At 71.4% G+C, this 25,344-nt stretch carries 25 protein-coding genes; 10 read left to right on the forward strand and 15 right to left on the reverse strand.

The genetic code is table 11. The features are described from left to right. Positions 1-50 precede the first annotated feature (50 nt). The gene (locus E6R60_RS12855) at positions 51-1,433 is read right to left on the reverse strand and encodes an SGNH/GDSL hydrolase family protein (RefSeq protein WP_136326629.1); all 1,383 of its coding nucleotides are present in this window, start codon (positions 1,431-1,433) and stop codon (positions 51-53) included. A 110-nt stretch (positions 1,434-1,543) separates the two neighbouring features. After that, positions 1,544-2,209 carry a polysaccharide deacetylase family protein gene (locus E6R60_RS12860; protein ID WP_136326630.1) on the reverse strand — a complete coding sequence of 222 codons (666 nt, stop codon included), beginning with the start codon at positions 2,207-2,209 and terminating at the stop codon, positions 1,544-1,546. Between the two features lie 538 nt (positions 2,210-2,747). On the opposite strand from E6R60_RS12860, the gene E6R60_RS12865 reads away from it, so the two are divergent. Next, positions 2,748-3,716: an alpha/beta hydrolase gene (locus E6R60_RS12865; protein ID WP_136326631.1), complete on the forward strand. Its 969-nt coding sequence runs from the start codon at positions 2,748-2,750 to the stop codon at positions 3,714-3,716. 21 nt (positions 3,717-3,737) lie between these two features. Here the strand turns inward: E6R60_RS12865 and E6R60_RS12870 are convergent, their stop codons facing one another. Further along, positions 3,738-4,934, reverse strand: coding sequence for a helix-turn-helix domain-containing protein (locus E6R60_RS12870; RefSeq protein ID WP_136326632.1), 1,197 nt, complete (start codon positions 4,932-4,934; stop codon positions 3,738-3,740). Between the two features lie 192 nt (positions 4,935-5,126). Here E6R60_RS12870 and E6R60_RS12875 point away from each other — a divergent pair, with 192 nt between their 5' ends. Beyond that, entirely contained in the window at positions 5,127-6,359 is a 1,233-nt protein-coding gene (locus E6R60_RS12875) for a PHB depolymerase family esterase (RefSeq protein WP_240802526.1), read from the forward strand. Between the two features lie 57 nt (positions 6,360-6,416). Here the strand turns inward: E6R60_RS12875 and E6R60_RS12880 are convergent, their stop codons facing one another. From E6R60_RS12880 to E6R60_RS12910, 7 genes are all read right to left on the reverse strand, one after another. Next, the gene (locus E6R60_RS12880; protein WP_136326633.1) at positions 6,417-7,151 is read right to left on the reverse strand and encodes a dienelactone hydrolase family protein; all 735 of its coding nucleotides are present in this window, start codon (positions 7,149-7,151) and stop codon (positions 6,417-6,419) included. Positions 7,152-7,808: 657 nt separating this feature from the next. After that, the gene (locus E6R60_RS12885) at positions 7,809-8,462 is read right to left on the reverse strand and encodes a response regulator transcription factor (RefSeq protein ID WP_136326634.1); all 654 of its coding nucleotides are present in this window, start codon (positions 8,460-8,462) and stop codon (positions 7,809-7,811) included. A gap of 1 nt (position 8,463) precedes the next feature. Further along, positions 8,464-9,651: a sensor histidine kinase gene (locus E6R60_RS12890; protein ID WP_136326635.1), complete on the reverse strand. Its 1,188-nt coding sequence runs from the start codon at positions 9,649-9,651 to the stop codon at positions 8,464-8,466. A gap of 5 nt (positions 9,652-9,656) precedes the next feature. Then, positions 9,657-11,876, reverse strand: a complete 2,220-nt coding sequence (locus E6R60_RS12895) for an MMPL family transporter (RefSeq protein WP_168713591.1) — start codon at positions 11,874-11,876, stop codon at positions 9,657-9,659. A gap of 137 nt (positions 11,877-12,013) precedes the next feature. Further along, positions 12,014-12,607 (reverse strand): GNAT family protein, encoded by a 594-nt coding sequence (locus E6R60_RS12900; protein ID WP_136326636.1) that lies wholly within the window; start codon positions 12,605-12,607, stop codon positions 12,014-12,016. A gap of 58 nt (positions 12,608-12,665) precedes the next feature. Then, positions 12,666-13,430 (reverse strand): peptidoglycan recognition protein, encoded by a 765-nt coding sequence (locus tag E6R60_RS12905; RefSeq protein WP_136326637.1) that lies wholly within the window; start codon positions 13,428-13,430, stop codon positions 12,666-12,668. Positions 13,431-13,604: 174 nt separating this feature from the next. Then, a complete protein-coding gene (locus tag E6R60_RS12910) occupies positions 13,605-15,140 on the reverse strand; it encodes a hypothetical protein (RefSeq protein ID WP_240802527.1) in 1,536 nt (511 codons plus the stop codon). 361 nt (positions 15,141-15,501) lie between these two features. Between E6R60_RS12910 and crcB (E6R60_RS12915) the strand changes: the two genes are divergently transcribed. Genes crcB (E6R60_RS12915) through crcB (E6R60_RS12925) form a run of 3 tightly spaced genes read left to right on the forward strand, consistent with a single transcriptional unit; the run spans position 15,502 to position 16,651 of the window. Next, positions 15,502-15,933 (forward strand): fluoride efflux transporter CrcB, encoded by a 432-nt coding sequence (gene crcB, locus E6R60_RS12915; protein ID WP_240802539.1) that lies wholly within the window; start codon positions 15,502-15,504, stop codon positions 15,931-15,933. Continuing rightward, a complete protein-coding gene (locus E6R60_RS12920; protein WP_136326639.1) occupies positions 15,930-16,280 on the forward strand; it encodes a DUF190 domain-containing protein in 351 nt (116 codons plus the stop codon). Before crcB (E6R60_RS12915) ends, E6R60_RS12920 begins: the two co-directional genes overlap by 4 nt. Continuing rightward, positions 16,277-16,651 carry a fluoride efflux transporter CrcB gene (gene crcB / locus E6R60_RS12925; protein ID WP_136326640.1) on the forward strand — a complete coding sequence of 125 codons (375 nt, stop codon included), beginning with the start codon at positions 16,277-16,279 and terminating at the stop codon, positions 16,649-16,651. Before E6R60_RS12920 ends, crcB (E6R60_RS12925) begins: the two co-directional genes overlap by 4 nt. 133 nt (positions 16,652-16,784) lie before the next feature. On the opposite strand, the gene E6R60_RS12930 is transcribed toward crcB (E6R60_RS12925), so the two are convergent. From E6R60_RS12930 to E6R60_RS12945, 4 genes are all read right to left on the reverse strand, one after another. Then, a complete protein-coding gene (locus E6R60_RS12930; protein WP_136326641.1) occupies positions 16,785-17,090 on the reverse strand; it encodes an SCO5918 family protein in 306 nt (101 codons plus the stop codon). 51 nt (positions 17,091-17,141) lie between these two features. Further along, positions 17,142-18,728, reverse strand: a complete 1,587-nt coding sequence (locus E6R60_RS12935) for a DEAD/DEAH box helicase (protein WP_136326642.1) — start codon at positions 18,726-18,728, stop codon at positions 17,142-17,144. A gap of 421 nt (positions 18,729-19,149) precedes the next feature. Then, positions 19,150-19,353 carry a cold-shock protein gene (locus E6R60_RS12940; protein ID WP_015609674.1) on the reverse strand — a complete coding sequence of 68 codons (204 nt, stop codon included), beginning with the start codon at positions 19,351-19,353 and terminating at the stop codon, positions 19,150-19,152. Positions 19,354-19,770: 417 nt separating this feature from the next. Next, complete coding sequence (locus E6R60_RS12945; RefSeq protein WP_136326785.1) at positions 19,771-20,109, reverse strand: MerR family transcriptional regulator; 339 nt, start codon at positions 20,107-20,109, stop codon at positions 19,771-19,773. 892 nt (positions 20,110-21,001) lie between these two features. Between E6R60_RS12945 and E6R60_RS12950 the strand changes: the two genes are divergently transcribed. The 5 genes from E6R60_RS12950 to E6R60_RS12970 all read left to right on the forward strand — a co-directional run bounded on the left by E6R60_RS12950 (position 21,002) and on the right by E6R60_RS12970 (position 24,889). Next, positions 21,002-21,454: a hypothetical protein gene (locus E6R60_RS12950; protein WP_136326643.1), complete on the forward strand. Its 453-nt coding sequence runs from the start codon at positions 21,002-21,004 to the stop codon at positions 21,452-21,454. Between the two features lie 4 nt (positions 21,455-21,458). Continuing rightward, on the forward strand, positions 21,459-22,019 hold the full coding sequence (locus tag E6R60_RS12955) for a toxin (protein WP_136326786.1): 561 nt from the start codon (positions 21,459-21,461) through the stop codon (positions 22,017-22,019). Between the two features lie 61 nt (positions 22,020-22,080). Next, positions 22,081-23,352, forward strand: a complete 1,272-nt coding sequence (locus tag E6R60_RS12960; protein WP_136326644.1) for an MAB_1171c family putative transporter — start codon at positions 22,081-22,083, stop codon at positions 23,350-23,352. Positions 23,353-23,380: 28 nt separating this feature from the next. Next, the gene (locus tag E6R60_RS12965; protein ID WP_136326645.1) at positions 23,381-23,968 is read left to right on the forward strand and encodes a hypothetical protein; all 588 of its coding nucleotides are present in this window, start codon (positions 23,381-23,383) and stop codon (positions 23,966-23,968) included. Positions 23,969-24,040: 72 nt separating this feature from the next. Then, positions 24,041-24,889: a GNAT family N-acetyltransferase gene (locus tag E6R60_RS12970; RefSeq protein WP_136326646.1), complete on the forward strand. Its 849-nt coding sequence runs from the start codon at positions 24,041-24,043 to the stop codon at positions 24,887-24,889. A 12-nt stretch (positions 24,890-24,901) separates the two neighbouring features. Here E6R60_RS12970 and E6R60_RS12975 read toward each other — a convergent pair whose 3' ends face one another. After that, the gene (locus E6R60_RS12975) at positions 24,902-25,288 is read right to left on the reverse strand and encodes a hypothetical protein (protein ID WP_136326647.1); all 387 of its coding nucleotides are present in this window, start codon (positions 25,286-25,288) and stop codon (positions 24,902-24,904) included. Between the last annotated feature and the right edge of the window lie 56 nt (positions 25,289-25,344).

Consider the following 25,344-nt stretch of genomic DNA (forward strand, 5'->3'; position numbering starts at 1 on the left):
GCAGGCCTCCCTGGACCCTCGATCCTTCCCCGGCGTGCAGCAGGCTGACCTCAGCGCAGGAACTTCAGCGGCACCGCCTTCGCCATCGCCTCGGCGCCCGCGTCGTTCGGGTGGAGGTGGTCGCCGCTGTCGTACCGGGCCAGGAGGTGCTGCGGGTCGGACGGATCGCGCAGCGCCTTGTCGAAGTCGATAACGCCGTCGTATTCGCCGCTGGTCCGCAGCCAGTGGTTGAAGGTGGTGCGTGCGGCCTCGTTCGCCGGCGAGTAGAAGCCGAGCGTGTCGCCCTTGAACGGAAGGATCGTGCCGCCGTACGCCTTCAGCCCCCGCTCATGGGCCCGGGCGATCAACTGGCGGTGGGCGTCGATCAGGTCCGCAGCCGACACCCGTTCCGACTCGGGGGCCACCGTGCCGGGGTGACCGAGATCGTTCACGCCCAGGAGCACGATGAGGTGGCGCGCACCCGGCTGGGCGGCGACGTCGCGGTCGAAGCGGCGCAGGGCACTCTGGCCGAAATAGGCCGCGAAGTTCTCCGCGTCGGATCCGGCGGGCGGACTGGGGTCGTGCAGGAGGCGGTTGCCGCTGACCCCCTCGTTCAGCACGCCTCGCGCGTACGGTCCGTAGGCGGTGCGCAGACGCTGGGCCAGGAAGTCGGGCCAGCGGTGATCGGCGCCCGGCTCGGTGTTCGCACCGTCCGTGATGGAGTCGCCGAGGGTCACCACGGCCGAGGAGCGGTCCACACCCTCCGCCCGGCCCACACCATCGGCCTGGAGCGGGGCCACACTCACGCCGGTCAGGAAGTACCAGCGGTCGTTGGTGGACGTCGCCTCGATGCCGGGGTGCCGGGTGACGTTGCCGGACGCCACATAGTTCTGCCGCTGGGCGAACGCGTGGAGCGTCGAGCCCGCCGTGCGCTCGGGCAGGTGGATGCTCACGACGAGGTCGGACCCAGCGGGCACCCGCAGGTCGACCGGGTCGCTGAGCAGGGGTGCGCCCGCCGGAATCGTCACCGAGGCATGGCCGCCGAAAGTGAGCGGGCGGTCGGTACGCGGGTCGATGCGCGAGTCCGGCCCCCCGGCCGCGGGGCGGGCGACCCGGGCCTCGCCGATGACCAGCGGGCGGTCACCGAACTCGTTCGACAGCCGGATACGCACCCGTCCGCCGCCGATGCTCACGCGCACGACCTGGCGAAGGGTCTGGTCCTCGAACGCGGTGGTGTCCGAAGCCGGCGTCTGCGTGGGCGCCGTGGCCCATGTGCCGGTCCAGGCCGGGCGGGCCGGCCGGTGAGCGACCGACGACGAAGCGGGCGCCGTCGGCGCGGGCCGGGGCGCGGCGGTGGTCGGCTGAGCCGTCGCCACCAGCAGGGCTCCGGCCAGAAGGGCCGCGAACCGGCCGCCGGTACGGTGCGTCCGAAGCCGCGCCAGGTGCTTTCTCATGCGGTCTCCTGAAGAGGACGGAAGGGAAAGGAAGGGAAAGGAAGGGGAGGGCCGGTCTTGGGGGCGACCGGCGCGTTGTCGGTTCGGAGCCATGCCCGCGTTTCTCGGTGTTACGCGTGGCGGGCCGGGCGATCGAAGCGCCAGCCCCGGAACCTGAGTTCCGGCACCACGCGGTCGACAGCTGCCACCGTCTGGCTGCGGTCCCCGCCGCCGTCGTGCAGCAGCACCACGGAACCGGGCGTGATCCCCTCTTCGATGCGACGGATCAGTTCGTCGGTGCCCGGCGGCTCCCAGTCCCCGATCGCCAGCCGCCAGCCGAGCGGCCGCATGCCGAGGCCGTACGCCACCTCCGGACTCCTCCCCCACCTTCCGTACGGGGCACGGAAGTAGGGAATCCGCGTGCCGGGAGCGGCCCGGTGAATCTCGGCGTTGGTCATTTCCAGGTCGGCCCGGATCCGCTCCGGCGACCACGAGGACAGGTCGTCGTGACGCATGGTGTGGTTGCCCAACGTGTGGCCGCCCGCGACGATCGCGCGCACCAGTTCCGGGTGCTCTTTGACGTGTTCGCCCCACAGGCAGAACACCGCTTTGACGCGGTGCCTGCGCAGCACCTTCAGCAACTGCGGGGTATCGGCGGGGTTCGGGCCGTCGTCGAAGGTCAGGGCGAGTGTTCTGCCGCCGTGCCGGGTGGAATCGATGATGCCGGTGAGGTCGGCGATGCCGGCACCGGCCGGGTCGGCCTGTTCGGCCTGTTCGGCCTGATCCACCCGATCCATCCGATCCGCCCGATCCTCCCGATCCGCCTGGGTGAAGCCCGTGGCCGCCGGTGCGGTCAGGCACGGCCCTCCGGAGATCAGCAGGGGTTCCGCGCGGCGGGCCAGGACACGGCGGGGGCGGGCACGCCACGCGTCGGTGGAGGGGGACGTGGAGGCGTCGGAGGCGCTCCTGCTGTGGGTCAATACCGGTCCCATTTCCGCGTGGCGGCGACTCGGCACTCCGGCCCTCGGACCCATGCGCCTCGTCCCGCGATCGAATGTTTCGGATGTGTTCGCGATCGAGCGGGGAGAACGTAGGGACATTTTCTGGCCAGGTCAAGAGGACCGCCGCACTCCTCACCCTCAGCGTTTCGGCAGGTCAAAAGCCATTTTCCTGCAACCACCGCACCACATACCGGCCGAAGAGCGCTCGGAATTCGTCGCCGTGTCGGGCGCGGCCGCCACTTCTCCCGACGTACGTCTGATGACCTGCGGCAACGGACCGTGAGAGCGTCACCTCACCACCCCCACGGGGCACGTACGGCACCGGAGGAGAGACATGCGCTCGCCGCACACTTTCGATCCCGAACTCGCCGCCGCACTCGCGATGATGCCCGAGGTCGACATCACCGATCTGGCCGCCGCCCGGGCCGCCCAGGGCCGACAGGTGACCGCGGCCCTCGCCGCGTCCGACAGCGCCGGAGTCGACGTGTGCGATTTCCTCGCCCCCGGCCCGCCCGGCGCCCCGGACGTCACGCTGCGCGTCTACCGGCCGCAGTCCCGCGCACGGGGAGCGGGCCCGCTCCCCGTCGTCTACGGCATCCACGGCGGAGGCTTCGTCCTGGGGTCGCCGGACGTCGACCACGACTGGAACCTGCTGCTCTGCCGGGAGTTGGAGGTGCTCGTGGCCTCGGTCGACTACCGGCTCGCGCCCGAGCACCCCTTCCCCGCCGCCCTGGAGGACTGTTACGCGGGACTGCGCGCGCTCACCGACTACGCCGGCGCCCTGGGCGTCCGGCCCGACCGCATCGCCCTGTGGGGTGACAGCGCCGGCGCCGGTCTCGCCGCCGCGCTGACGCTGCTCTGCCGGGATCGCGGCGGCCCCGCGGTCTGCTTCCAGCACCTGTGCAGCCCGGCGCTCGACGACCGGCTGGAGACGCCGAGCGCCCGGCTGTTCACCGACACGCCGGTGTGGAACCGGGACAACGCGCGCCGCAGCTGGGACGCCTATCTCGGCGCGGAGGTACGGGCCACCGCCGCGGTTTCCGCGTACGCCGCCCCCGCCCGCGCGACGGCCGAGGCCCTGGCCGGGCTTCCGCCCACGTACATCTCGGTCATGGAGTTCGACCCGCTGCGGGACGAGGGCGTCGACTACGCGCACGCCCTGACCAGCGCCTCCGTACCCACCCGGATCCGGATGCTCCCGGGGACCTTCCACGGAGCGTGGGCCGTGGAGCACGCCACCGTCATACGGGGCGCCACCGAGGAGGCGATCCATGTGCTCGGTACGGCCCTCGGGCGGCGGTGACGTGAGCGCGAGGGGCCTCCGTCAGCCCCCGGCATCCTCCGGGTCGCCCTCGTTACCGGCCAGGCGCACCGCGTACAAGGCCAGTTGGGCCCGGAGACGGTCCTGCGGATCACGCAGGCTCCAGCCGGACTCCTTCTCCACGCGTGCCAGCCGCGCCGCCACCGAACTGTGGTGCAGGTGCAACTCGGCCGCTGCCTGCCGCAGAGTGCCCGTCCGGCAGAACGCGGCCAAGGCCGCCAGGAGGCCGTCGCCCTGTCCGGCGCGCTCGCCGCTGGCCAGCTTCGCCAGCCGCTTCACGTCGTCCTGGGCCCGCAAGCGGTCGGCCGGGATGTCCGCCAGGAGGGCGACCGGCCCGAGCTCGCCGTGGTCGGCCACCGCGTCCTGCGGGGTGTCCGCCACCGCGAACCGCAGGGCGGCCCGTGCCTGCGCCCAGGACGTCCGCGCATCCAGAGGCTCCGTACGGCCGCCGACACCCACCCGGATGCCGTGCGCGGGCCGGCCGGACACGCCCCTTTCCCGGTCACGCGCCCTCAACGCCTCCCGCAGCTCCGCAGCCGCACCGTTCCCGCCCTCTCCGCCGCCCTCGCCCCTCGCCTCGCCCGTACGCTGCACCAGCGCCGCGCCCAGTGCGCCGACCCGCGCCACCCTGACCGTGCCCCACAGGGTTCCGCGCCCCAGCAGCGCCACCGCCTCCAACCCCGCGTCCGCTCCGGGCCGGCCGGCCACCGCGACCACCCGCAGCTCCTCCTCCGGCGCCAGGCCCAGCAACCGCAACGCGCGGACCCGGTCCGAGGCGTCCTCCCGGCCGGACAGCACCAGTTCGACCAGGGCAGGATCGGCCGCGCGGAGCGCCTGCGGCTGCCGGGACCGGCCGGCCAGCACCCTCGCGGTGATGGCCATCCACTCCAGGACGAGCTCGTCGAACGGGCCCTGCTCTCCGCCCCGTTCCAGCCACACCGCACCTGACGGCTCCAGAGCCACCCGCCCCGAGACACGCCCCGGCGTCCCGGCCAGGGCCGTCCCGTCGGGCCCGAAACGTGCCGATCGGCCGTCGGGGAGTTCGAGCCCCGCCGCGCACCCGGCAAGACCTGCGGTGCTGCGCGTCAGGGCCACCGGGTCAGGACCGCTGCCGAGGAGCGCCTCGAAGTGGGCGATCACGCGCACGGCGGTGGCGGCGTCCGCATCCAGCGCCGACAGCCGCAGCAGCAATCCCTTCACAGCGGGCAGTCTAGGAAGGACAGGGACATGACCAATAGATCCATGACCGGCCGATCGGGGACCGAACGGCCCACGCACGCACCCGCCACGGCGACACCGGCCGTATCGACGCCACGGGTACGCCCGTCGGCGAGGCCGCGACGGTCGCCGAGAACCCTGCTCACCGCGCTTCTCGGAGGCATCCTCCCCCTCGTGTCGGCGCTCCTCCTCGCCCTCGCCCCTCCCGCCTCCGCCGCCACGCTGACGGAGGTGACGAACTTCGGCAGCAACCCGAGCAGCCTGCGCATGCACCTCTACGTGCCGAACAGCGTCGGAGCGCGGCCGGCGGTTCTGGTGGCGGTCCACTACTGCACGGGATCGGGCCCGGCCTTCTACTCCGGTACGGAGTTCGCCTCGCTCGCCGACCGGTACGGGTTCATCGTCGTCTACCCGTCGGCCACCCGGAGCGGCAACTGCTTCGACGTCTCCTCGCCGCAGGCGCTCAAGCGGGACGGCGGCAGCGACCCGGTCGGGATCAGGTCCATGGTGAGTTACGTCCAGCAGCGCTACGGCTCCGACCCCGGCCGGGTCTTCGTCACCGGAGCCTCATCGGGCGCGATGATGACCAACGTCCTGCTGGGCGACTACCCGGACGTGTTCAAGGCGGGCGCCGCCTTCATGGGCGTACCGCACTCGTGCTTCGCCACCACCGACGGTTCGGGGTGGAACAGCGCCTGCGCGAACGGGACCGTGGACCGGACTCCGCAGCAGTGGGGCGACCTCGTCCGTGCCGCGTACCCCGGTTACACCGGTGCCCGGCCCCGGATGCAGGTCTGGCACGGCACGGAGGACGCCACGCTGCGGTACCCGAACTTCACTGAAGAGATCGACCAGTGGACGAACGTCCTGGGCGTGAGCCGGACCCCCGCCTCCACCGACAGTCCCCAGTCCGGCTGGACCCGGACGCGCTACGGCAGCAGCGGCGACCAGGCACCGGTGGAGGCGGTCAGCATGCAGGGCGCCGGTCACACGCTGCCCGCCGCCGGCATGGCGGCCCGGGCGATCACCTTCTTCGGCCTGGACTCCACCACACCCACGGACCCGGGCCCCGGACCCGACCCCACACCGGGAAGCTGCCGGGTGGGCTACACCACCAGCGCCTGGAACACCGGGCTGACCGCGACGATCAACCTCACCAACACCGGCAGCACGCCCCTCGCCAACTGGTCGCTCGCCTTCACCCTGCCTGCGGGCCAGACCATCACCTCGGGCTGGGGCGCCAACTACAGCCCGGCCAGCGGTGCGGTGACCGCCACCGGCCTCCCGTACAACTCGACGGTCGCACCGGGCGCCACCGTCCAGATCGGCTTCCAGGCCACCCATGCGGGCAACACCGGGAAGCCCTCCTCGTTCACCGTCGGCGGGGCGGCCTGCACCACGGGCTGACCGGGCGAACGTGTCCCTGGGGCCGCCTGTTCCAGCGTCGGCGTCCGGGCAGGAAGCTCAACTCCTGCCCAGGGCACCGTCGAGGAGAGGCAGCAGGCGGTCCCAGTGGCGCTGCAGGGCGGCGGCGTCGAAGGCGTCGGTGTCGGACATGGTGAAGCCGTGGAGGGTGCCGGGGTAGATCTCGGAGGTGTAGTCGACCCCTGCGGCGTCCAGGGACTGGTTGAGCTCGGCGAGGTCCTCGGGCGTCAGGTCGCCTTCGGCGTGACCGAGGTGGGCCCGGGCCGTCAGCTTCGCGAGGCTCTCGGCCCCGACGGCGCCCACGGGACCGTGGAACGAGGCGACCGCGGCCACCTGGCCGGGGTGCGCCACGGCGGTGCGCATCGCGACCAGCCCGCCGATGCAGTACCCGGTCACCGCGACCGGTCCTGCCCCGACCTGGGGCTGAGCGGTGAGGAACCTGAGGTAGTCATCGGCGTCGCTCAGGCTGCGCTCCTCGGTGTGCGCCTGGATCAAGGGCATCAGCTGGGCGAAGACCGCGGGCCGGGCCTCCTCTCCGATGTGCTCGGGAAGCTCGATCACCGGCGTCGGGCCGTGCCGGTAGAAGATGTTGGGGACGAGTACGTAGTACCCGTGACCGGCCAGTTCGCAAGCCATGTCCCGTAGGACGGGCCGGATGCCGAAGCCGTCCGGGTACATCAGCACCCCAGGGTGCTTCTCACCGCCCTCGGGAAAAGCGGCGAACGCGTCGGCCTGACCGTCCGCGGTGGAAATGTGCAACGTCTTGCTGAGCATGGGTTCTCCTGTTGTCGGTGACGTCCTGAAGCTGGTCGACACGACGGAAGGCGGAGCCCTCGCGGACGGTTCGGGCCCTCGGCGAGACAACCGACCGGGCCCTCCGCGAGACAACACACAGGGCCCTCGCTGCGCCAGCGGTCCTGCTCCTCGCTGCACCAGCGGTCCGGCCCCATGGCGGGGCAACGGGCCACTCACCCGGTCGGACAGCGCTCCGGGCCCATGGTCCGGCGGCACGCCCGGCCCTCGGTCAGAGGACGGGCCGGAACCGGCCCGTGCGGCCCTCAAGGGCCCGCCGGGTCACCGATCCGTGTATGGCGCGATGCCGTCCCGGTAGTCATCGCCTCACAACCTAGCGGCGCCGGCACTGCACGGTCCACTGCACTCTTCAGCGTGCCCCGCCCGGCTCATCAGCGGTCTGCAGTGAGGCTGTTCAGGGTGCCGCGGCTGGGCCGTTCAACCCGGTGCAGTCGACCGATCAGCGCGATGCAGTCGACCGATCAGCGCGATGCAGTCGCTGCTGGTGAGCACGGTGCGGTCGCGCTTGGCCGGCGCGGGGCGGCCGCACTGGTCAGCGCGGAGCGGTCGCGCTTGGCCAGCGCGGGGCTGGCGCGAGAACGTCGCCGGGATGGCGCACCTGCGACTCCCTCATCGGCCCTAGGGCCCCTTCAGCAGGCCCGCGTTCATCGCCACCACCACCGCCCGCGTGCGGTCGTTCACATCGAGCTTGGCGAAGATCCGCAGCAGGTGGGTTTTGACCGTGGCCTCGCCGATGAACAGACGGCGACCGATCTCGACGTTCGACAGTCCATCCGCGACCGCCTGCAAAACCTCCGATTCTCGCGCGGTCAGGGTGACGGCTACGGGCCGGCGCATCCTGGCCACCAGGCGTTGCGCCACCCGCGGCGCCAGGACCGTCTCGCCCCGTGACGCCGAGTGGATCGCCTCCACCAGCTGCTCACGGGTGGCGTCCTTGAGGAGGTAGCCGGTGGCACCCGCCTCGACGCCCCGCTCGATGTCCGCGTCGGTGTCGTACGTGGTCAGGATCAGCACCCGGGTAGCGGCCTCACCCGCGACGATCTCCTGGGTGGCGCCCACCCCGTCCAGTACCGGCATCCGCAGATCCAGCAGCGCCACGTCCGGGCGGACCCGTTCGACTAGGCGGACCGCTTCGCGGCCGTTACCCGCCTCACCCACGATCTCGACGGTGGGCTCCGAGGACAGCAGGGCGACGAGGCCTGCGCGCATCACCGTGTGGTCGTCGGCCAGGATGATCCGAAGGGGTGGGGTGGTCGTATCTGCTGCCGTCATGTCACTCCTGGCCGTCGAGATCGAGCGGGATGGTGGCGAGGATCCGGGTGCCGTCGCCGAGCGAGCTGGTGACGGAGAGGCCGCCTCCGAACTCGGCGAGCCGTTTGCGCATGCCGTCCAGACCGAAGCCGTGGGAGTCCTCGACGACGAACCCGCAGCCGTCGTCGGTGATCTCCAGCTCCACGGCGTCGGGCCCCTGCGCCAGGACCACGCCGACTGTCGTCGCCGCCGCATGCTTACGGACGTTGGCCAGGGACTCCTGCGTGCAGCGCAGCAGGGCTATCCGGGTCGGCTGGTCGCACGCGATGTCGGCGAGGTCCGCCGTGACGTCGAGGCCGGTGTCCTCGACGAAGCGGTCCAGTGTGCGGCGGAGCGTCTCGGCGACCGAGCCGGGGGCCACGCCGCTGCTAGGAGCGGCACCGACCAAGACCCTGGCTTCGGCCAGGTTCTCCCGGGCCGTCTGCTCGATGGACTGGAGCTGCTGCGCGCTGCGGTGCACGTCCACGGTCAGCTGTGACCTGGCGGCCTCGGCGAGCACGATGATGGAGGCGAAGCCCTGGGCGAGGGTGTCGTGGATCTCCCGGGCGAGGCGTTCGCGCTCCTCCGCCGCGCCCTGGCGCTGGTACACCTCGGCCAGTTCGAGCTGGGTGTTCTGCAACTCCCTTCTCAACACGGCTCGTTCGTCGCGCTGGGCCAGTGCCCTGGGCGTCAGGAGGGCCAACACTACGGCGACCGCCCAGACGCCGAGGGAGGAGATCGTGTTCTGGAAGAACACCTCCGCCTCGCCGCCCTCCCTGAGGCTGCCACCGACCGTGATCACCAGGGCGCCGAGGCCGGGGAAGAGAATCGCGCCCCGGGGGCTGTCCGCGAAGACGATGAACTGGCCGAGTGTGACGGCGTAGAACACCCCGAAGCCGTCTCCGAGGTATGACAGGAGCCCCACCACGACGACGAGCACCCACAGATAGCCGTACGGGCTCAGCGCCCGGCGGGCGGGGCGTCTGCGCACCAGCACGTAGCAAGCGGCGAGCACGGACGTCAGCGCGAGGATGGCGAGTTTCCGCTCCGTGGGCGTTTCACCCGCCATCGTGACCAGGGTGACCAGAGCGATCAGGCCCCAGGAAAGGTCTGCCCAGCCATGGAGCACCCAGATCCAGAACGGATCGCCGCGCTGAGGCCGTTGAAGCATGGCCGTCAGCCTACGTGGCGCAGCGGACGGGCAGACGGGGCTTCGGGCACCCCACGGCGTGGCCTGCGCAGCGGCCGCCAGGCGCGCTCGCCGAGGAGGAGCAGGGCGGACGGCAGGATCATCATCCGGATGACCACCGCGTCCAGCAGCACCGCGACTGCCAGGCAGAAGCCCATCTGCTTCATCTCCGTGAGGTGAAGGAAGACGAAGGCCGCGAAGATCGTGACCATGACCAGCGCAGCGCTCGTCACCACCTTCGCCGAACGGTCGATGCCGTCGACTACCGCCGCACGGGCCGTCATTCCGTGCTCCATGGCCTCCTTGATCCGGCTGACGACGAATACCTGGTAGTCCATCGACAGGCCGAACAGAAGCACGAAGAGGAAGAGCGGCACCCTGGACGCGATGGCGCCGAGGGAGTCGAAGTCGAGCACTCCCTCCGCCCATGTCCCCTGGAAGACCAGCACGAGGGCGCCGAGCGCGGCAGCTGCGGAGAGCAGGTTGAGGACGACTCCGAGCAGGCCGACGATCACCGAGCGGAAGGCCAGCGCGGTCGTCACGAAGGTCAGCAGCAGGAGGAACCCGATCACCAGCGGCAGCTTGCCGCGCTCGTGGTGCACATAGTCCTGGCCGCGGGCCACGTCACCGCTGACAGCGATGTCGGTCCCCTTCAATTTGCCTATGTCTTCGGCGATGTAGCGCTCGCGCAGGTGATCCAGGGAGGCGATCGCCTCGTGGGACGGCGCCGGGTAGGGCACCGCGAGCTCCAGCACGCTGATCCGGCCGTCGGCGGAGGTTCGCACCACGGGCTCGGGGGTGCGGGCGAAGAGCGGGTCCGTCTGGGCGGTCCTGCCCAGCTCCGTCAGCGCCTGTCTGACCTCGGGGCCTCGGTCGGGGGTGCTCCGGGCCACCACCTCGTGTTTGACCAGGAGTTCGGGGAATGCCGCGGTCAGCCGGTCGTACACCTGCATGGCGGGGATGGAGCGGGAGAAGGTGTCCTTGCCCGGGTCGATGAGCTTGAGGCCCAGTGCCGGCGTGGCCACCGCGAGCATGACCAGGACCGATACGCACAGGGTGATCGCCGGGTGGCGCTGTGCGGGTCGCATGACGGTGCCGAACACTCGCCCGTTCTCGGGCTTCCCGGCCTTCGCCGGCTTCGCAGGGGTGGGGGTGCCCCGCTTCGCCCGCCGGGCGGCCTTCTTCGCGATGCGGCGTTCGGCCCGGTGTCCGAGCTTCACGAGCAGTGCCGGCAGCACGGTGAGCGAGCTGAGGACGGCCACGGCGACGACGAGGATGGTGCCGGTCGCCAGCGAGGAGAAGATGACGTCGGTCGCCAGGTAGAGGGTGGCGGTGCAGACGATCACAGCGAGGCCGGAGACCACCACGGCCCGGCCCGCGGTCGCCGCGGCGAGCTCCACGAGCGCCTCGGGGCCCAGCCGGCCGTCCGCCCGGGCCCGCTCCTCGCGTTCCCGCTTGAGGTAGAAGAGGGTGTAGTCGACGCCGACCGCCAGCCCCATCAGCAGGATCATGTTGGTCCCCACGCCGGGATCGGGCATCAAGTGCGACGCCAGCATGGCCAGGCCCATCGTCGCCGCGATCGAGGAGAGCGCCAGCAGCAGCGGCACACCGGCCATGACGACCGAGCCGAATACGATCAGCAGGATGACGAGCGTCACCGGCAGGGAGAGGCGTTCGGACAGTGCGAGGTCTTCCCCGCGCTGGTCGTTGACGCCCTTGCTGATCGCGGGCGAGCCGGTCTCCTCCACGATCAGGTCCGGGTGGGCGGCGGCCACCTGCGCGGTCCGGTCGAGGAGCGGCACGACGTTCTTCTTGGCGTCCAGCTCCGCGCCGTTCATGACCACAGTGACCCGCAGGGCCGTGCCGTCCGTCGAGCGGACGGGCGGTGCCACGCTGTCCACCTCGGACAGCGCGTCCATGCGTGCGGTGAGGTCACGGGCCGCGGCGGCGGCCCGTTCGGTGTCCAGGGGGCCTGACTTCGCCCGGATCAGTATGTGTTCGGTGGGCCGGCGCTGGAGGCCGCCGTCGGTGGCCATCGACTCAGCGTGTCCCGCCTCGCCGACCCAGAAGTCCTTGGTGGTGGCGGGGTTGCTGCCGGCGGCGATGCCCGCGCCGAGGCACAGCAGCACGAAGACGAACCAGCCGACGATCGCGCGCCACGGATGCCGGGCGCTCCAACGAGCCATATGTGCGGGTCGCATTTCCATGCGTCCATGCTGGTTCGCGGAGAGCTTCCTCCGGCAGCCTCGACCGGTGGAACCGGCACTCCACCGACTGGTGGACCCGGGCCGGGGGCCCGCCCCCGTATCGTCGTCGTAGACGGGTCGTCCAGCTCGCGGTCAGGTCAGAGACGTGCAGCCAGGCGGACCTTCACCTCGGGCCATTCGTCAACGAGCAACGAGAAGTAGACGGTGTCGCGCCAGGTGCCGTCGTGGCGGCGGCGGTGGCGCCGCAACACACCTTCGCGCCGGGCTCCGAGCCGGGCGATAGCGTCCTGAGAGCGGACGTTGAGATGGTCGGTTTTCAACTGGACTCGCCCCATGCCCAGTTCCTCGAACGCATGCCCCAGCAGAAGAAGCTTCGTCTCGGTATTGACCGCCGAGCGCCAGTGGGAGCGGCCGTACCAGGTCGAGCCGATCTCCAACCGTTCGTGGGCCACGTCGATGTCCATGTAGGTGGTCCAGCCGACCGCCTTGCCGCTCGCAAGGTGGATGACGGCGAACGGGACGTACTCCCCACGCCGCGCCGCCGCGAGCAGGTTCGTGAGCTTCTCGCCGAGCTCGTCCGGGGTGTGCGGGGTCGGTCCCCCCTGCCAGCGCCAGACCTCGTCGTCACCGCCCCCGGCGGCGAAGAGGTCATCCAGGTGGTCCGGGGACAGCGGCTCGACGCGGACGTGGCGGCCGGTGAGGGTCACGGGGAGCGGGGTGGTGGCAGACATGCCGGAATGCTAGCCCATTTCGAACTAGACAGATTGGATTTACGTACTAATGCAAACTTCAGTGAGGGTTCTCCGCGTCTTCCGCACCCGTCCGCGCTTCGCGCAGAGCCGCCGCCGCTTCCCGGATCGCCGGCAGTTCCGCGTACAGCGCCTCGCCGGGGCAGTTGGTCTGGTATGCGTCGCGGTGGCCGGAGATGACGTGCAGCACGGCCGCTCTGCCCTTCGGGTACCTGCTCGCGTCGTTCGTCGAGACCAGCCGCACCGTGCCGCGCGGATCGGCCCCCGGCCGCAACTTCCACGCGGCCACCTCCGCCAGCGCGCGGAGGAGGACCCGCGGCACCTCGGCCCCTCGCCCGTAGTTGCCCAGCACGGCTATGCCCACGCTGTCCGCGTTGAAGCCCGTAGTGTGCGCCCCGCGCACCTGACGCGTGATGCCTCCGGCCCGGCCCTCGTAGATCGTGCCGCACCGGTCGACGAGGAAGTTGTAGCCGATGTCGTCCCAGCCGTTGCCCTTGATGTGGGCCTCCTCGACCGCCTGCAGCATGCGTGGCACGTCCGCACAGTCGTAGGTGTTGGACTCGCCCGTGTGATGGATGAAGACCGCCCGGACGGCGCCCGTGTAGACAGCGTGCTCCCGCACCATGCTCTCGTCCGCGTGCCAGGCGGCCCGGGTGACGATCGTCGGCTGCGGGACCCCGGGCGTCCGCTCCTGCACCGGGGCGTCGGGCGGAGGCAGCGCGAAGCGCACCGGGGCGTCCCGCAGCATCAGCAGGGTGAGCGGGAGGACCGCGGCGACCGGCCAGAGTCGGTGACGGAGCCACATGGGACCACCCTGCGGCCTCGTGGCCCGGCGCGCAGATGCGGTGGCCGATCGGGTGAAACCGCTGGTCCGGACCGCGCCCCGCGCGGGGTCGGCGGCCCTGCCGTCCGGTACGGCCCGTGCTCCGGGGCAGCAGCCCCCACCGGATCAGCACCCGCCGGATCAGCAACCACCGGGTCAGCAGCCGCCGCGGGGTATCCGGTACGCCGAGTCCAGTCGGTAGGTGCCGCCCTTCGGCACCGTCAGCCTCGTCCACTCGCCGTCCTGGCGCAGGCAGCCGCCGGTCGCCCCGTCGATGCCGCTCACCCGCAGCCACGGCGAATGGGCGAGGCGGATGGTCACCGATCCCGCCTCCGGCATCCGCACCACCAGCTCGGCGTCGTCGCCGCGTATGACCTCGGCGGGGGCCTCCACCAGGGGCGTCGCGTCCCGGACCCGGTAGATCGTCCACCCGGCGTCCTGCCACACCTGCTGCAGCCAGGGCTGCCCGGCCCTGACCAGGGCTGCCTCGGCCTCGGCGGGTCCGTCGGGCTGTCCGTGGTGCAGCACCACGTAGCCGACAGCCCACCGGTCCAGCCAGGCCCGGTAGCCGACGGGGGACAACATCCCGTCGTAGAAGAGCCGCCCCCGTTCGACGTCGAGCTGGCGGTTCCAGCCACGCGCCATGTTCACGTGCGGGGCGAGTACGGCCGCCTCCCGGTGGTTGCGGGCCGGGACGACCTCCACGCGGCCGCGGTCGGCGCCGAGACGGTGGAGTTCACCCACCACGCCCTGGGTTCGGGACGCCCAGGCCGGCACCGACGTCGACACCCGGAGGTCGTCCGCGGTCTTGTCGACCAGCCAGTTGGCGGACAGGACGAGGGCCACCGCCATCATGGCCGTCCGCGCCCAGGCCTTCTCCCGTACGAGGGCCAGGACCGCCGCGAGCAGGACGGGCACGGCGACGAGACCGAGCAGCCGCTCCACGTTGGTGCCGATCGGCGAGGCGATGAGGAAGGTGAGCAGCACGCCGACGGCGTACACCACGGCGCCGTAGCGCAGCAGACGCCATTCCCGTCCCGCTGGGGCGGCGACGGCCAGGACGGCAGAGACGACGATCGGCATCCACAGCCGGTTGGCGTGCATGGGCTGTTCACCGTCGAACGGGAAGAGCACCGTGGTGGCGCCCAGGACGGTGAAGAACGGCACCATCAGCACCGCGCCCTTCCGCCACTGGCGGTCCAGGAGGTACGCCGCCCCCGCCACCACGAGAAAGAGCCCGGCGACCGGACTGGCCATCGTCGCCAGCGCCCCGGCCACCAGGGCGGTCACCGAACGGTGGGCATACAGGCAGGCGACGAGGCCGATGGCCACACCCAGAGCGAAGGTCGTACGTCCCGACGCCACGTTGCACCACAGCGCGAGCGCGGCGAGGACCGCGGGACAGAGGGCGTGCCGCGTCCCTCTGCGTACGAAGAGGAGGGCCATGAGCCAGGTGCCCGCGATCCCGGCCGCCACGGAGACCGTACGCACACCGAGGAAGGCCATTACATAAGAGGAGAAGACGCTGTAGTTGGCCGTGTGCATCCCTCCGTACCAGGAGAGGTTGTAGGCCGTACCGGGGTGTCGGGCGGTGAACCCCGACCAGGCCAGCTGCGCGGCGAGGTCACCGCCACCGGTGGCCAGGACGGCAGCCCACACGGCGTAGAGGGGGACGACGACGGCCACGGCCACGACCGGGACTCGTTGCCGCCGCCACCACGGCCTCCGGCCTTGGGGCTCCCCGCCCCGCTGCCGCGGGATGCGGACCTCCCCTGTGCGGCCACGCCTTATGCCCTCTACGTCCCCTGCTGCTGTCCGCAACTCCCCGTTGGCATACACCCGGCAACCCTAAAGGCTGCCCCACCGGCCGACACGCCCCGGCCGGGGGCGGGCGATATTCTGAGGACAGCGGGGCCGGCGACGGCCACCGGGCGGCGGAGGGGCCCGCCGTACCGAACCGCGGCGAAAGCCGCCGACGGTCCCCATGTGCGTATATCCGCACCCGCGTCGGGCGGGCGCCCGAGCAGGTAGGAGCCGTGTGTCCACAGAATCCGTGTCCACCGAGCCGGTGTCCGCGAGATCCCGCGACCCGCAGACCGCCGTCGTCGCCGCGGTCGCTCTCGGCGGCGCGGCCGGCGCGTCCGCCCGCTACGGAGCCGCGCTCCTGTGGCCCACCGCGACGGGCGGATTCCCGTGGACGACCCTCGTGGTGAACGTCGTCGGCTGCGCGGTGATCGGTGTGTTCATGGTGGTGATCAGCGAAGTGTGGACGGCCCACCGCCTGGTACGGCCGTTCTTCGGCACCGGGGTGCTGGGCGGGTTCACCACGTTCTCGACGTATGCCGTGGACATCGAGCGCCTCGTGGACGGCGGCCGGATCCGTGCCGGTCTGGTCTACACGGGACTGACACTGCTCGCGGCCCTCGCGGCGGTGTGGAGCGCGGTGTGGCTGACGCGCCGCGCACTGGCGTGGAGGCAGGCATGACGACGGGCACATCAGCGGGTATGCGGCTGACCGTCCTGGTCGGCGAGTCCGACACCTGGCACCACCGGCCGGTCTGCACGGAGATCGTGCACCGCGCGCACGCGGCGGGCCTGGCGGGCGCCAGCGTGTTCCGCGGGATCGAGGGGTTCGGCGCGTCCTCGGTGATCCACACCCAACGGCTGCTGTCGCTCAGCGAGGACCTGCCGGTGGCCGTGGTGATCGTGGACACGGAGGCCAAGGTCCGGGCGTTCCTGCCCCGCATCGCCGAACTGACCGGCGAGGGCACGGTCACGCTGGACGCCTGCGAGATCGTCCGCTCCGAGCCGGATTCCGGCAGCCGCCGGTGAACTGGCTTCTGGTGATCACCGGCGCGGCGGTGGGTGCCCCCCTGCGATATCTGACCGACCGGGCGGTGCAGTCCAGGCATGACACCGTCTTCCCGTGGGGGACCTTCGTGGTGAACGTGAGCGGCTGTCTGGTGCTGGGCCTGCTGACCGGCGCGGTGGCGGCCGGCGCCGCCTCCTCGCACGTGCAGCTGCTGCTCGGGACGGGGCTCTGCGGGGCGCTGACCACGTATTCGACGTTCAGTTACGAGACCCTGCGGCTGGCCGAGGGCGGGGCCCGGTTCTACGCGGCGGCCAATGCAGTGGTGAGCGTGATCGCGGGGCTCGGCGCGGCGTTCGCCGGCGTGACCATAGCCGAGGCCCTCTGGACCTGAGGCGGCGTGACGCTGGGGCCGACGCCCGGCGGAGCCGACGCCCAGGGGGCCTGACCCTGGAGCCGACACCCGCACACGCCGAGACCCGGCCCCCCTCTCGGGAAGACCGGGTCTCGGTGGGTGACTGTGCGGCTCAGGCGTCCGGCGTGCCCAGTGCGGCCGAGGCCACTTCCAGGGGGCTGAGCACCACGGGCGCGGCGGGAGCCGGGACGGGACGGCAGGTGAAGCCGAGGCGCGAGAGCGCCCTGGTCACCTCACCGGCCGAGAAGTCGCGGCGGTCCTGCCGGGTGATGACCTCGCCCACCTGCTTGACGGGGTACACACGACGGCTGATGATCACCGATTCCCCGGTGACGGGTTCGGGCTTGATGCCCTTCATCGATTCCTCGACCTCGTGCTTGAACAGGTCGAACGGGAAACGGGCGATGACGCAGCGCATAGTGCCTCAACGGGTTCGGGGAGCGGAGCCGGGCGGGAACGCGGATATCGGTCAGGCGGCGCGGCCGCCGGCCGAGCGGCGCGGTGCGCCGCCGCCCCGCGGCTGGGAGGAGGACGACGAAGCGGCAACCGGCGACGAGCGGCGGGCCTGGGCCGGGCGGCTGCGCCGGCCGCGGGAGGAGGAGCCCCCCTTGGGGCGCTCGGACGCCGGCGAGGTGATGACCACGGGCACGCCGGAAGGGGCCTGCGCACCGGTGATCCGGCTCAGCTCGGCCTCGCCGGAGCGGACCTCGGCGACCTGCGGGGTGATCCCGGCGTCGGCCATCAGGCGCGTCATTTCGCGGCGCTGGTTGGGCAGCACCAGCGTGACGACGCTGCCGGACTCACCGGCACGGGCGGTACGGCCGCCGCGGTGCAGGTAGTCCTTGTGGTCACTCGGCGGGTCCACGTTGACGACCAGGTCGAGGTTGTCGACGTGGATGCCTCGGGCCGCGACGTTCGTGGCGACCAGCACCGTGACGTGTCCGGTCTTGAACCGCGTCAGGGTCCGGGTGCGCTGCGGCTGGGACTTCCCGCCGTGCAGCGCCGCCGCCCGTACCCCGCTGCTGAGCAGGTGGTCGGTGAGCTTGTCCACGGCGTGCTTGGTGTCGAGGAACATGATCACCCGGCCGTCGCGGGCGGCGATCTCCGTCGTCGTGGCGTACTTGTCGGCGCCGCGGACGTAGAGCACGTGGTGCTCCATCGTCGTGACCGCACCGGCGGCCGGGTCGACCGAGTGGACGACCGGGTCGTGCAGGTAGCGACGGACCAGCAGGTCGACGTTGCGGTCCAGGGTGGCCGAGAACAGCATCCGCTGGCCCTCCGGCTGCACCTGGTCGAGCAGCTCGGTGACCTGCGGCATGAAGCCCATGTCGGCCATCTGGTCGGCTTCGTCCAGGACGGTGATGGAGACGCGGTCCAGGGTGCAGTCGCCGCGCTCGATCAGGTCCTTGAGGCGACCGGGAGTGGCGACGACGACCTCGGCGCCCCCGCGCAGTGCTGCGGACTGGCGGCCGATCGACATGCCGCCGACGACGGTGGCCATCCGCAGCTTGAGCGAGCGGGCGTACGGGGTGAGCGCGTCGGTGACCTGCTGGGCCAGTTCCCGGGTGGGCACGAGGACCAGGGCCAGCGGGCGGCGGGAGTCGGCGCGCCGTCCTTCGATACGGGCCAGCAGGGCCAGGCCGAAGGCGAGCGTCTTGCCGGAGCCGGTGCGGCCGCGGCCGAGCACGTCGCGGCCGGCCAGGGAGTTCGGAAGCGTGGCCGCCTGGATCGGGAACGGCACGCTGACGCCCTCGGTGGTGAGCGCCGCGAGCAGGGGTGCGGGCATGTCGAGATCGGCGAAGGCCTCGACGGCGGGCAGTCCCGGGGTGATGGTCGTCGGCAGAGCGAACTCGCCCTGCTTGGCGGCGGGGCGGCGGCCGTAGCCACCACCGGAGCGCTGGGACGAGGCGCCGAAGCGTCCCTGTCCGACACCCTGGCGGCCCGGAGCCTGCGAGCGGAAGCCGCCGCCGCTCGAACGGGAGCCGCCGGAACTGGCGCCACCACTGCGGGTACGGGAGAAACGGTCATTGGAACGAGCTGTGCGATCGCGGTTCATACGGAACCTTTCCTCGATATGGCGCGTATCGAGGAATTCATTGCGCGACGAGCGGCACAAGAATCGCAAGAACGGGCCGTTGGCATACGTGAACGAAGCCCGGCAGCCTGTCTTGAGCCGATACGGGCCCGGCAGAACCGGGTCCGGTGCTTCGCAATGACGGACGAGCGGGCCCGGCGTCGGGCCTGCGTGTCTCGTCACGGGGCTCCGGCGGACCGGTGGTCCGGGAGCCATGGCGGATCGACCGCCGCAAGGTGAAGAGCGTGGGTCCTCTGTGCTTCCCCGGCGGCTCGTGGCGGTGGTGCCGGCACGGCGTGCACGGGGGCGGGCCCGGGAAAAGCAACGAGCTGGGGCCCGCACCCAAGGTGCGGGCCCCAGCTGTGGATGCGCACTCAGCGCGTGAGCGCCGGTGTCATCAGATTCACGCGGGGGTGATGTTCTCCGCCTGCGGGCCCTTCTGGCCCTGCGTGACGTCGAAGTTCACCTTCTGGCCCTCCTGCAGCTCACGGAAGCCGCTGGCGGCGATGTTCGAGTAGTGGGCGAAGACGTCAGCGCCGCCACCATCCTGCTCGATGAAGCCGAAGCCCTTTTCCGCGTTGAACCACTTGACGGTGCCAGTAGCCATGTTTTATCTCCTTCTGGGGCAGAGCCCGGGGACTCGCACTGTGCCAGTCCCGCGTCGCCGCGATGATTACCCCATCCGGATAATGAGCCGGATAATACAAAAGTGCACCCATCGGCCCATTTAGCCGAGGAGAGCACTTGGAGTCTTTGGGAACCACAACTGCAACTGAGATCTACAGTAGCACAATGAATGCGGGCAGGGGCGGCAAGTAATTACGCTCCGCTCGGCGCGTCATAAACCTTCATCGGCCATTGCATAAAATTCTATGCTTGCGGCTATAGATATTGGTCGCTCCGTGCTACAGCAGCCCTGGCGACCGTGGCAGGACACGGGCCCGCACCGACCGCGCGCCACATGCCGCCCGCCACCGCGCCAAGCCGACACCACCTAGTCAGGCCGCGCCGCCGAGCCACCCGGTCAGGCCGTGTCGCGGTCCGGGGCGGGCCGGCGCAGCTCCTCGTTCAGCCGGAGCGCCTCTTCGAGCTGGTCCTCCAGGATCACGATGCGGCACGCGGCCTCGATCGGCGTTCCGCCGTCGACGAGTTCCCGGGCGCGGGCCGCGATGCGCAGCTGGTAGCGGGAGTAGCGGCGGTGACCGCCCTCCGAGCGCAGCGGGGTGATCAGCCGTGCGTCACCGATCGCGCGAAGGAACCCGGGCGTGGCGCCGATCATCTCCGCGGCGCGCCCCATGGTGTAGGCGGGGTAGTCGTCGTCATCGAGGCGGTCAGAGGCATGCGGAGGGGTTTCGGGGGGCATGTGCACCTGCCGCGTGTCGCTGACTTCGTTGACCGAAAGAGGAAATCTCATTGTGCGAGCCATCGTCTCTAGCATAGCCGCGATAGATTTCCCGGGTCGGATGGGGGAATTTATCTGGTCCGGCCCGGCCCTTCCGTCCGGGACCCGACACCGGACCGGAGGCTGACCCGGGACCCGCGCCCCCTGCGGGGACCCGGCGCCGTCCCGCCGAGGGGGCGGGCGGGGCCCGTCAAGAGCACTGACCGACTGGTCAGTTGATGACTGCCTGACCAGGGGCCATAATGCAGACGTAGCCCTTCACGCATCCCCCGTCGTGAAGGGCTACACCTATGTGCGCCTCTGCCCAAGCCCCCGGGCGGGCTCCCCGCCCCGCGCGCACAAGAGGTCGGGTTCGTGCTCCTCACACCCGAGCCGGGCCTCCCCAGTCCTCGCACCCGCCCGAGGCGGATGCGGCCCACCCGCACACGAGCCGGGCCGCCCGGGCCTCAGCCCGCACACCGCCCGGGCCTCCTCCCGCACACCGGCCCGGGCCTCAGGCCACACACCCGCCGGGCCTCCGTCCGCACACCGGCCCTGACCTCGGCCCGCACACCGGCCGGGCCTCCCCCGCACACCAGGCGCATTCCGCGCAGAGGTTTTCATGGGCAAGGGACTCCCCTCGTGGTCCCCTGCCCATGTTTTTTCGAGTTAACAGTGACGTAGAGTGTTTGCGCAAGCCCGCTCCGGAGACCGGAGCGAGATGCTCCTCTTCATCCCATTACGGCGTGGCACCGGGCCTCCCGGGCGGCCGGGGCCGCGCCGGGGTTCGTTACAGTACGAGCCCGTTGACCGAATCGAGCACCGCGCGGAGCCGGACAGACGCCCGTGCGGTGGACGTGAACGTGGGGGCCGGATGGACAGCGGCGACGAGCGCGCGCCGGAGCTGCGAACGCTGCGGCAGAAGGTCGAGTACATGGTCGAGAAGACCTTCCCCGGCCGCAAGATCTCGGGCCGGGTCTTCGCCGACCTGGTCAGGGAACGCGGCGGGTCCCTCTCCCACAGCTACTTCTCCAACATCCTGGCCGGCAAGGTCACCCAGCCGTCCGAGGACATCCTCAAGGCGCTCGGCCTCGGCTTCGGTGTGGACTGGCGCTTCTTCAAGGAGGAGTCCGAGGTCGTCGACGACGTCGTCGCCGGACTGCAGTTCCTGGCGAAGCGGCGTACCGGCGAGATCAGCGGGCTGGCCGGCCGGGGACTGGACGAGGACGGACTGCCGCCGGAACTGCTGCAGTTCGCGCTCGCCCTGCTCCAGGACGCGAAGGACAAGGACCGGCAGCCGCCCGCCGACGGCGGACCACGGAGTTGACGCGGTGTCCATGCGCGAACTGCGGAAGGAGTGCGAGGACGGACTGGCCGGCCTCCCGCTCCCTTCCCCCTTCACCGTCGAGGGGCTGGTGGCGAACATGGAGGCGGCCCGTGGCCGCACCATCGTGCTGCAGGAGATGCCCGACCGGCTCGCTCGTGTCAACGCGGCCTGCGGGTTGCGGCTGAAGACCGGCGGGACCAGCTTCGTGCTCTACCGCCGGCGCCCCACCGCGTACCAGACCCAGCACGTCATCCTCCACGAGCTGTGCCACGAGTGGTTCGACCACGGCACCTCGCTGGACGCGGAGCAGCTGCGGCGGCTGCTGCCCGTCTTCGACACCTCCCTGATCACCCGGGTCGTCGGCCCGGACGCGCTGGAGAGCCCGGACGCCGTCCAGGCCCGTGCCCAGTACGACACCCATGACGAGCGCATGGCCGAATTGGGCGCCTCGCTCATCCCCCGCATGGCGAGGGACGTGACGAGCGATGACATGGTGGGGCGCCTCGCCAACTCGCTCTCGCGACCGGTCGCCCACCGCCGCCGTGGCCTGTTCCGCCGTACGTAGCGCCGCTTCCCCCGACGCCCGCCGCTCTCTCCTCCGTCCCCCCACCACAAGGACTTCTGCCGTGACCCCGCTCGACGTCGCCGGCTATCTCATAGCCGGCCTGATGACAGCCGTCGCCCTGTGGCGCATGCCGGCCGCCCTGTGGGGCGACGAGGAGGACCGGCGCCGCCGGGCCCTGTGGGGGTGTTACGCGGGATTCGCCGCCGCGCTGTGGACCAAGACCCGGGCCGTGCGCATCGGGCTCAACGACAGCCCCGTCACCGACCTCTCCGTGCTGATCAAGCACTACACGGCGACGGTGGCGATTCTGGCCATTCTCAGCTACATCGTCGCGATCTACGGCCAGTACGCCGATGCCGGGGACGTCCCGCGCCACGTACGGTTCGCGCGCTCGATCCAGCAGGTCGCCGCGAAGGCCTCCGTCGCCACGCTCGTGCTGCTGACGGTCCTGTTCTTCACCGTCGTCGACCGGTCGACGCCCTCGGACCGCTTCGTCGCCGACCACGCCGGGCAGTGGGGCGCGACCCTCTACATGAGCGTGTTCTACCTCTATCTCGGCGCCGCCTCCGCCGTCTGCGCCTACCAGTGGGCGCTCGCCACCGCCGGCGCCGGGCTGCGCCATCTGCGGGTGGGCCTCGGGATGATGACGTTCGCCATGTTCATCGGCGTCGCCTACACCGTCAGCCGGACGCTGTTCCTCTGGGTCAGTGTCGTCGACCAGCCCGGCGAGGCCTTCGCCCTGAAGTTCGACGAAGTCACCGAGGCCGCGCAGGTGGCGCTGTTCGCCTTCTTCGCGATCGGCGCGTCCATCCCCGCGCTGAGCACCGTCCGCCGCCGGGCGAAGCTCTGGCGGGCCCAGGTGAAACTGCACGCGCTCTGGTACGAGCTCATGGCGGCCTTCCCCGACCAGCCCTTCGACCCGCCGGCGCCGTTGCTCCGCGAGCTGACCCGCTTCGGCACCCCGGCCGACCTGCGCGTCGACCGGTGGGCCGCGGACATCGCCGACGCGGTGGAGAAGCTGCGCCACTACGTGCCGGACGCGCTGCTGGCGGCCGCCGAGGCCGCCGCCGCGCACGGGGGCGCCGACCGGGAGCGGACCGGGCCGCTGGCCGACGCCTACTGGATCAAGGCGGCGCTGTCGGCCCGGAGCGCCGGGGCGCCGGCGGGCGCCGCGGCCGCCGTCGGCACCCAGCACGCCACCGACCAGGACGGCGAGGTCGCCTGGCTGGTCCGGGTGGCGGCGGCCTACCGCACGGTCACACCGGAGCGGGCCCGGGAGGTCCTCGCATCCGCCGAAGCGGCCGAGGACCAGGAGCAGGAGCAGCAGGCATGAGCACCACGCAGGACCGGGAGCAGCAGGCATGAGCACCACGCAGGACAGCGGGACGTCCACCGCCCGCACCGTGACCGACGTCTTCCAGCCCCGCAACCTCCTGTTGGCCGGCATGCTCGCCATCGGGCTGGCGGCGGCGGGCCAGTGGACCGGGCTGCTCTGGGGGTTCCTCGGCGCCCTGTGCGCCGGGCTCGTCCCGGCCGGATACATCGAGTGGGAGCGCGGTCGCGGGACCTGGGGCGACCGGCATGTCGTCGACCGGACCAAGCGGGCCCCCATCTTCTTCGTCATCCTCGGCTCCATCGGCACCGGTTCGGCGGTCATGGTGCTGGGCGGCGCCCCTTCCGGCATCCTGACGGCGATGCTCGGGCTGTGGGCGATGACCGTCGTCCTGCTCGCCGTCAACACGGTCTGGAAGATCTCCGTCGATGCCTCGGTCGCCTCTGCCGTGGTGGCGCTGCTCGCCGTGGTGCACTCGCCGTGGTGGCTGTTCGGGTATGGGATGACGGCAGCCGTGTGCTGGTCACGGGTCGCGCTCGGCTACCACACGGTGGGCCAGGTGGCGGCCGGGACGGCGCTGGGCGCGGCGACGGCGGGCGCCTTCCTGCTGGGGTGAGCGGTCGTCGGCCGCCCGGTCCGGGTGGCCGGCATCGTTGAACGAGCCGCGCGCGGGGTCCATGGTGGAGCCGTGCCGACTTTCGAGATCACCACAGCAAGCGCGGACGACATCAGGATGATGGCGGACTGGGCCCACGCCGAGGGCTGGAACCCCGGGCTGACCGACGGTCAGGCGTTCTTCGCCGCCGATCCGTGCGGCTTCCTGATCGGCCGGCTCGACGGAGTGCCCGTCTCCTGTGTCTCCGTGGTGCGTTACGGCTCCGACTTCGGTTTCCTGGGCTTCTATCTGACCCGCCCGGAGCTGCGCGGGCAGGGATACGGGAGCCGGCTCTGGGCCACCGGGACGGCGCGACTGGCCGGGCGGAACACGGGCCTCGACGGAGTGGTCGAGCAGCAGCCCAACTACCGGAAGTCCGGCTTCCTTCCGGCCTGGACGAACCTGCGGTACGAGGGGCTCGCCCCCGTGGACATCGCGCCGCCGCCCGGCGTCGCCCTGGTGGACGTCCGGACGCTGCCGTTCGGCCAGGTCACGGCGTACGACCGGCGGTTCTTCCCGGCCGCGCGGGACAGCTTCCTCGCGGCCTGGACCACCACGCCCGGGCGCACGGCGCTCGTCGCGCTGGCCGAGGGCGAGGTGCGGGGCCTCGCCGTGCTGCGCGCCTGCCGTACCTCCTCGCGCATCGGGCCGCTGTACGCGGCCACGCCGGAGATCGCCCGGGCCCTGGTGAGCGCGCTCGCGGCCACCGATCCGTCGGCGCCGGTCGCCGTCGACGTACCCGACGTGAACCCGGCGGCGGTACGGCTGGCCGAGGAGCTGGGGCTCACCCCGTCGTTCGAGACGGCCCGCATGTACACCGGTCCGGCACCGGACGTCGATCACTCCGGGCTGTTCGGCGTCACCAGCCTCGAACTGGGCTGACCCACCGCCCTGTCACGCGGCACAGTCCAGGCGCTCCAGGACCCGGTCGCGCAGCAGCTCGTACTCCTCCCGGAGGCGGACTATCCGCGGAGGGCGGGGAATCACCGTCCCGCCCGAGACGATCTCCTCGGCGGCGAACTGTTCACGCGTCAGGTCGATGTCCGTCCCCGGTCCGAGCCGGTTCCACCAGTGGAAGTCGGTGCGGACGCCGTCGACATGGACCTCGCCGCGTATGAGCTCGCCGCCCAGCAGGTCGTGCAGGACCAGGGCGGTGACCCCGCACTGGTCGCGGGCGGGATGGTCCGGGGTCCAGTGCGGGCGGTGCTCGGGCGTGGTGGTGTCGGCGCCCCAACTGCTGCGGACGGCGGCCTCGATGTCGGCGAGGAGCAACGGCTTCATGATCCGATCGTCGCACCCGCCACTGACAACACCGCCGACGTGCCCCGGCCCGGCCC

The sequence above is a fragment of the Streptomyces sp. A0642 genome (genome assembly GCF_004795105.1).
GTDB lineage: Bacteria > Actinomycetota > Actinomycetes > Streptomycetales > Streptomycetaceae > Streptomyces.

Coding starts and splice junctions, on each gene's coding strand:
- E6R60_RS12855 (WP_136326629.1), bottom strand. CDS start 1,433: ATGAGAAAGCACCTGGCGCGGCTTCGGACGCACCGTACCGGCGGCCGG.
- E6R60_RS12860 (WP_136326630.1), bottom strand. CDS start 2,209: ATGGATCGGGTGGATCAGGCCGAACAGGCCGAACAGGCCGACCCGGCC.
- E6R60_RS12865 (WP_136326631.1), top strand. CDS start 2,748: ATGCGCTCGCCGCACACTTTCGATCCCGAACTCGCCGCCGCACTCGCG.
- E6R60_RS12880 (WP_136326633.1), bottom strand. CDS start 7,151: ATGCTCAGCAAGACGTTGCACATTTCCACCGCGGACGGTCAGGCCGAC.
- E6R60_RS12885 (WP_136326634.1), bottom strand. CDS start 8,462: ATGACGGCAGCAGATACGACCACCCCACCCCTTCGGATCATCCTGGCC.
- E6R60_RS12890 (WP_136326635.1), bottom strand. CDS start 9,651: ATGCTTCAACGGCCTCAGCGCGGCGATCCGTTCTGGATCTGGGTGCTC.
- E6R60_RS12895 (WP_168713591.1), bottom strand. CDS start 11,876: ATGGAAATGCGACCCGCACATATGGCTCGTTGGAGCGCCCGGCATCCG.
- E6R60_RS12900 (WP_136326636.1), bottom strand. CDS start 12,607: ATGTCTGCCACCACCCCGCTCCCCGTGACCCTCACCGGCCGCCACGTC.
- E6R60_RS12905 (WP_136326637.1), bottom strand. CDS start 13,430: ATGTGGCTCCGTCACCGACTCTGGCCGGTCGCCGCGGTCCTCCCGCTC.
- E6R60_RS12920 (WP_136326639.1), top strand. CDS start 15,930: ATGACGACGGGCACATCAGCGGGTATGCGGCTGACCGTCCTGGTCGGC.
- E6R60_RS12930 (WP_136326641.1), bottom strand. CDS start 17,090: ATGCGCTGCGTCATCGCCCGTTTCCCGTTCGACCTGTTCAAGCACGAG.
- E6R60_RS12935 (WP_136326642.1), bottom strand. CDS start 18,728: ATGAACCGCGATCGCACAGCTCGTTCCAATGACCGTTTCTCCCGTACC.
- E6R60_RS12940 (WP_015609674.1), bottom strand. CDS start 19,353: ATGGCTACTGGCACCGTCAAGTGGTTCAACGCGGAAAAGGGCTTCGGC.
- E6R60_RS12945 (WP_136326785.1), bottom strand. CDS start 20,109: ATGCCCCCCGAAACCCCTCCGCATGCCTCTGACCGCCTCGATGACGAC.
- E6R60_RS12950 (WP_136326643.1), top strand. CDS start 21,002: ATGGACAGCGGCGACGAGCGCGCGCCGGAGCTGCGAACGCTGCGGCAG.
- E6R60_RS12965 (WP_136326645.1), top strand. CDS start 23,381: ATGAGCACCACGCAGGACAGCGGGACGTCCACCGCCCGCACCGTGACC.
- E6R60_RS12975 (WP_136326647.1), bottom strand. CDS start 25,288: ATGAAGCCGTTGCTCCTCGCCGACATCGAGGCCGCCGTCCGCAGCAGT.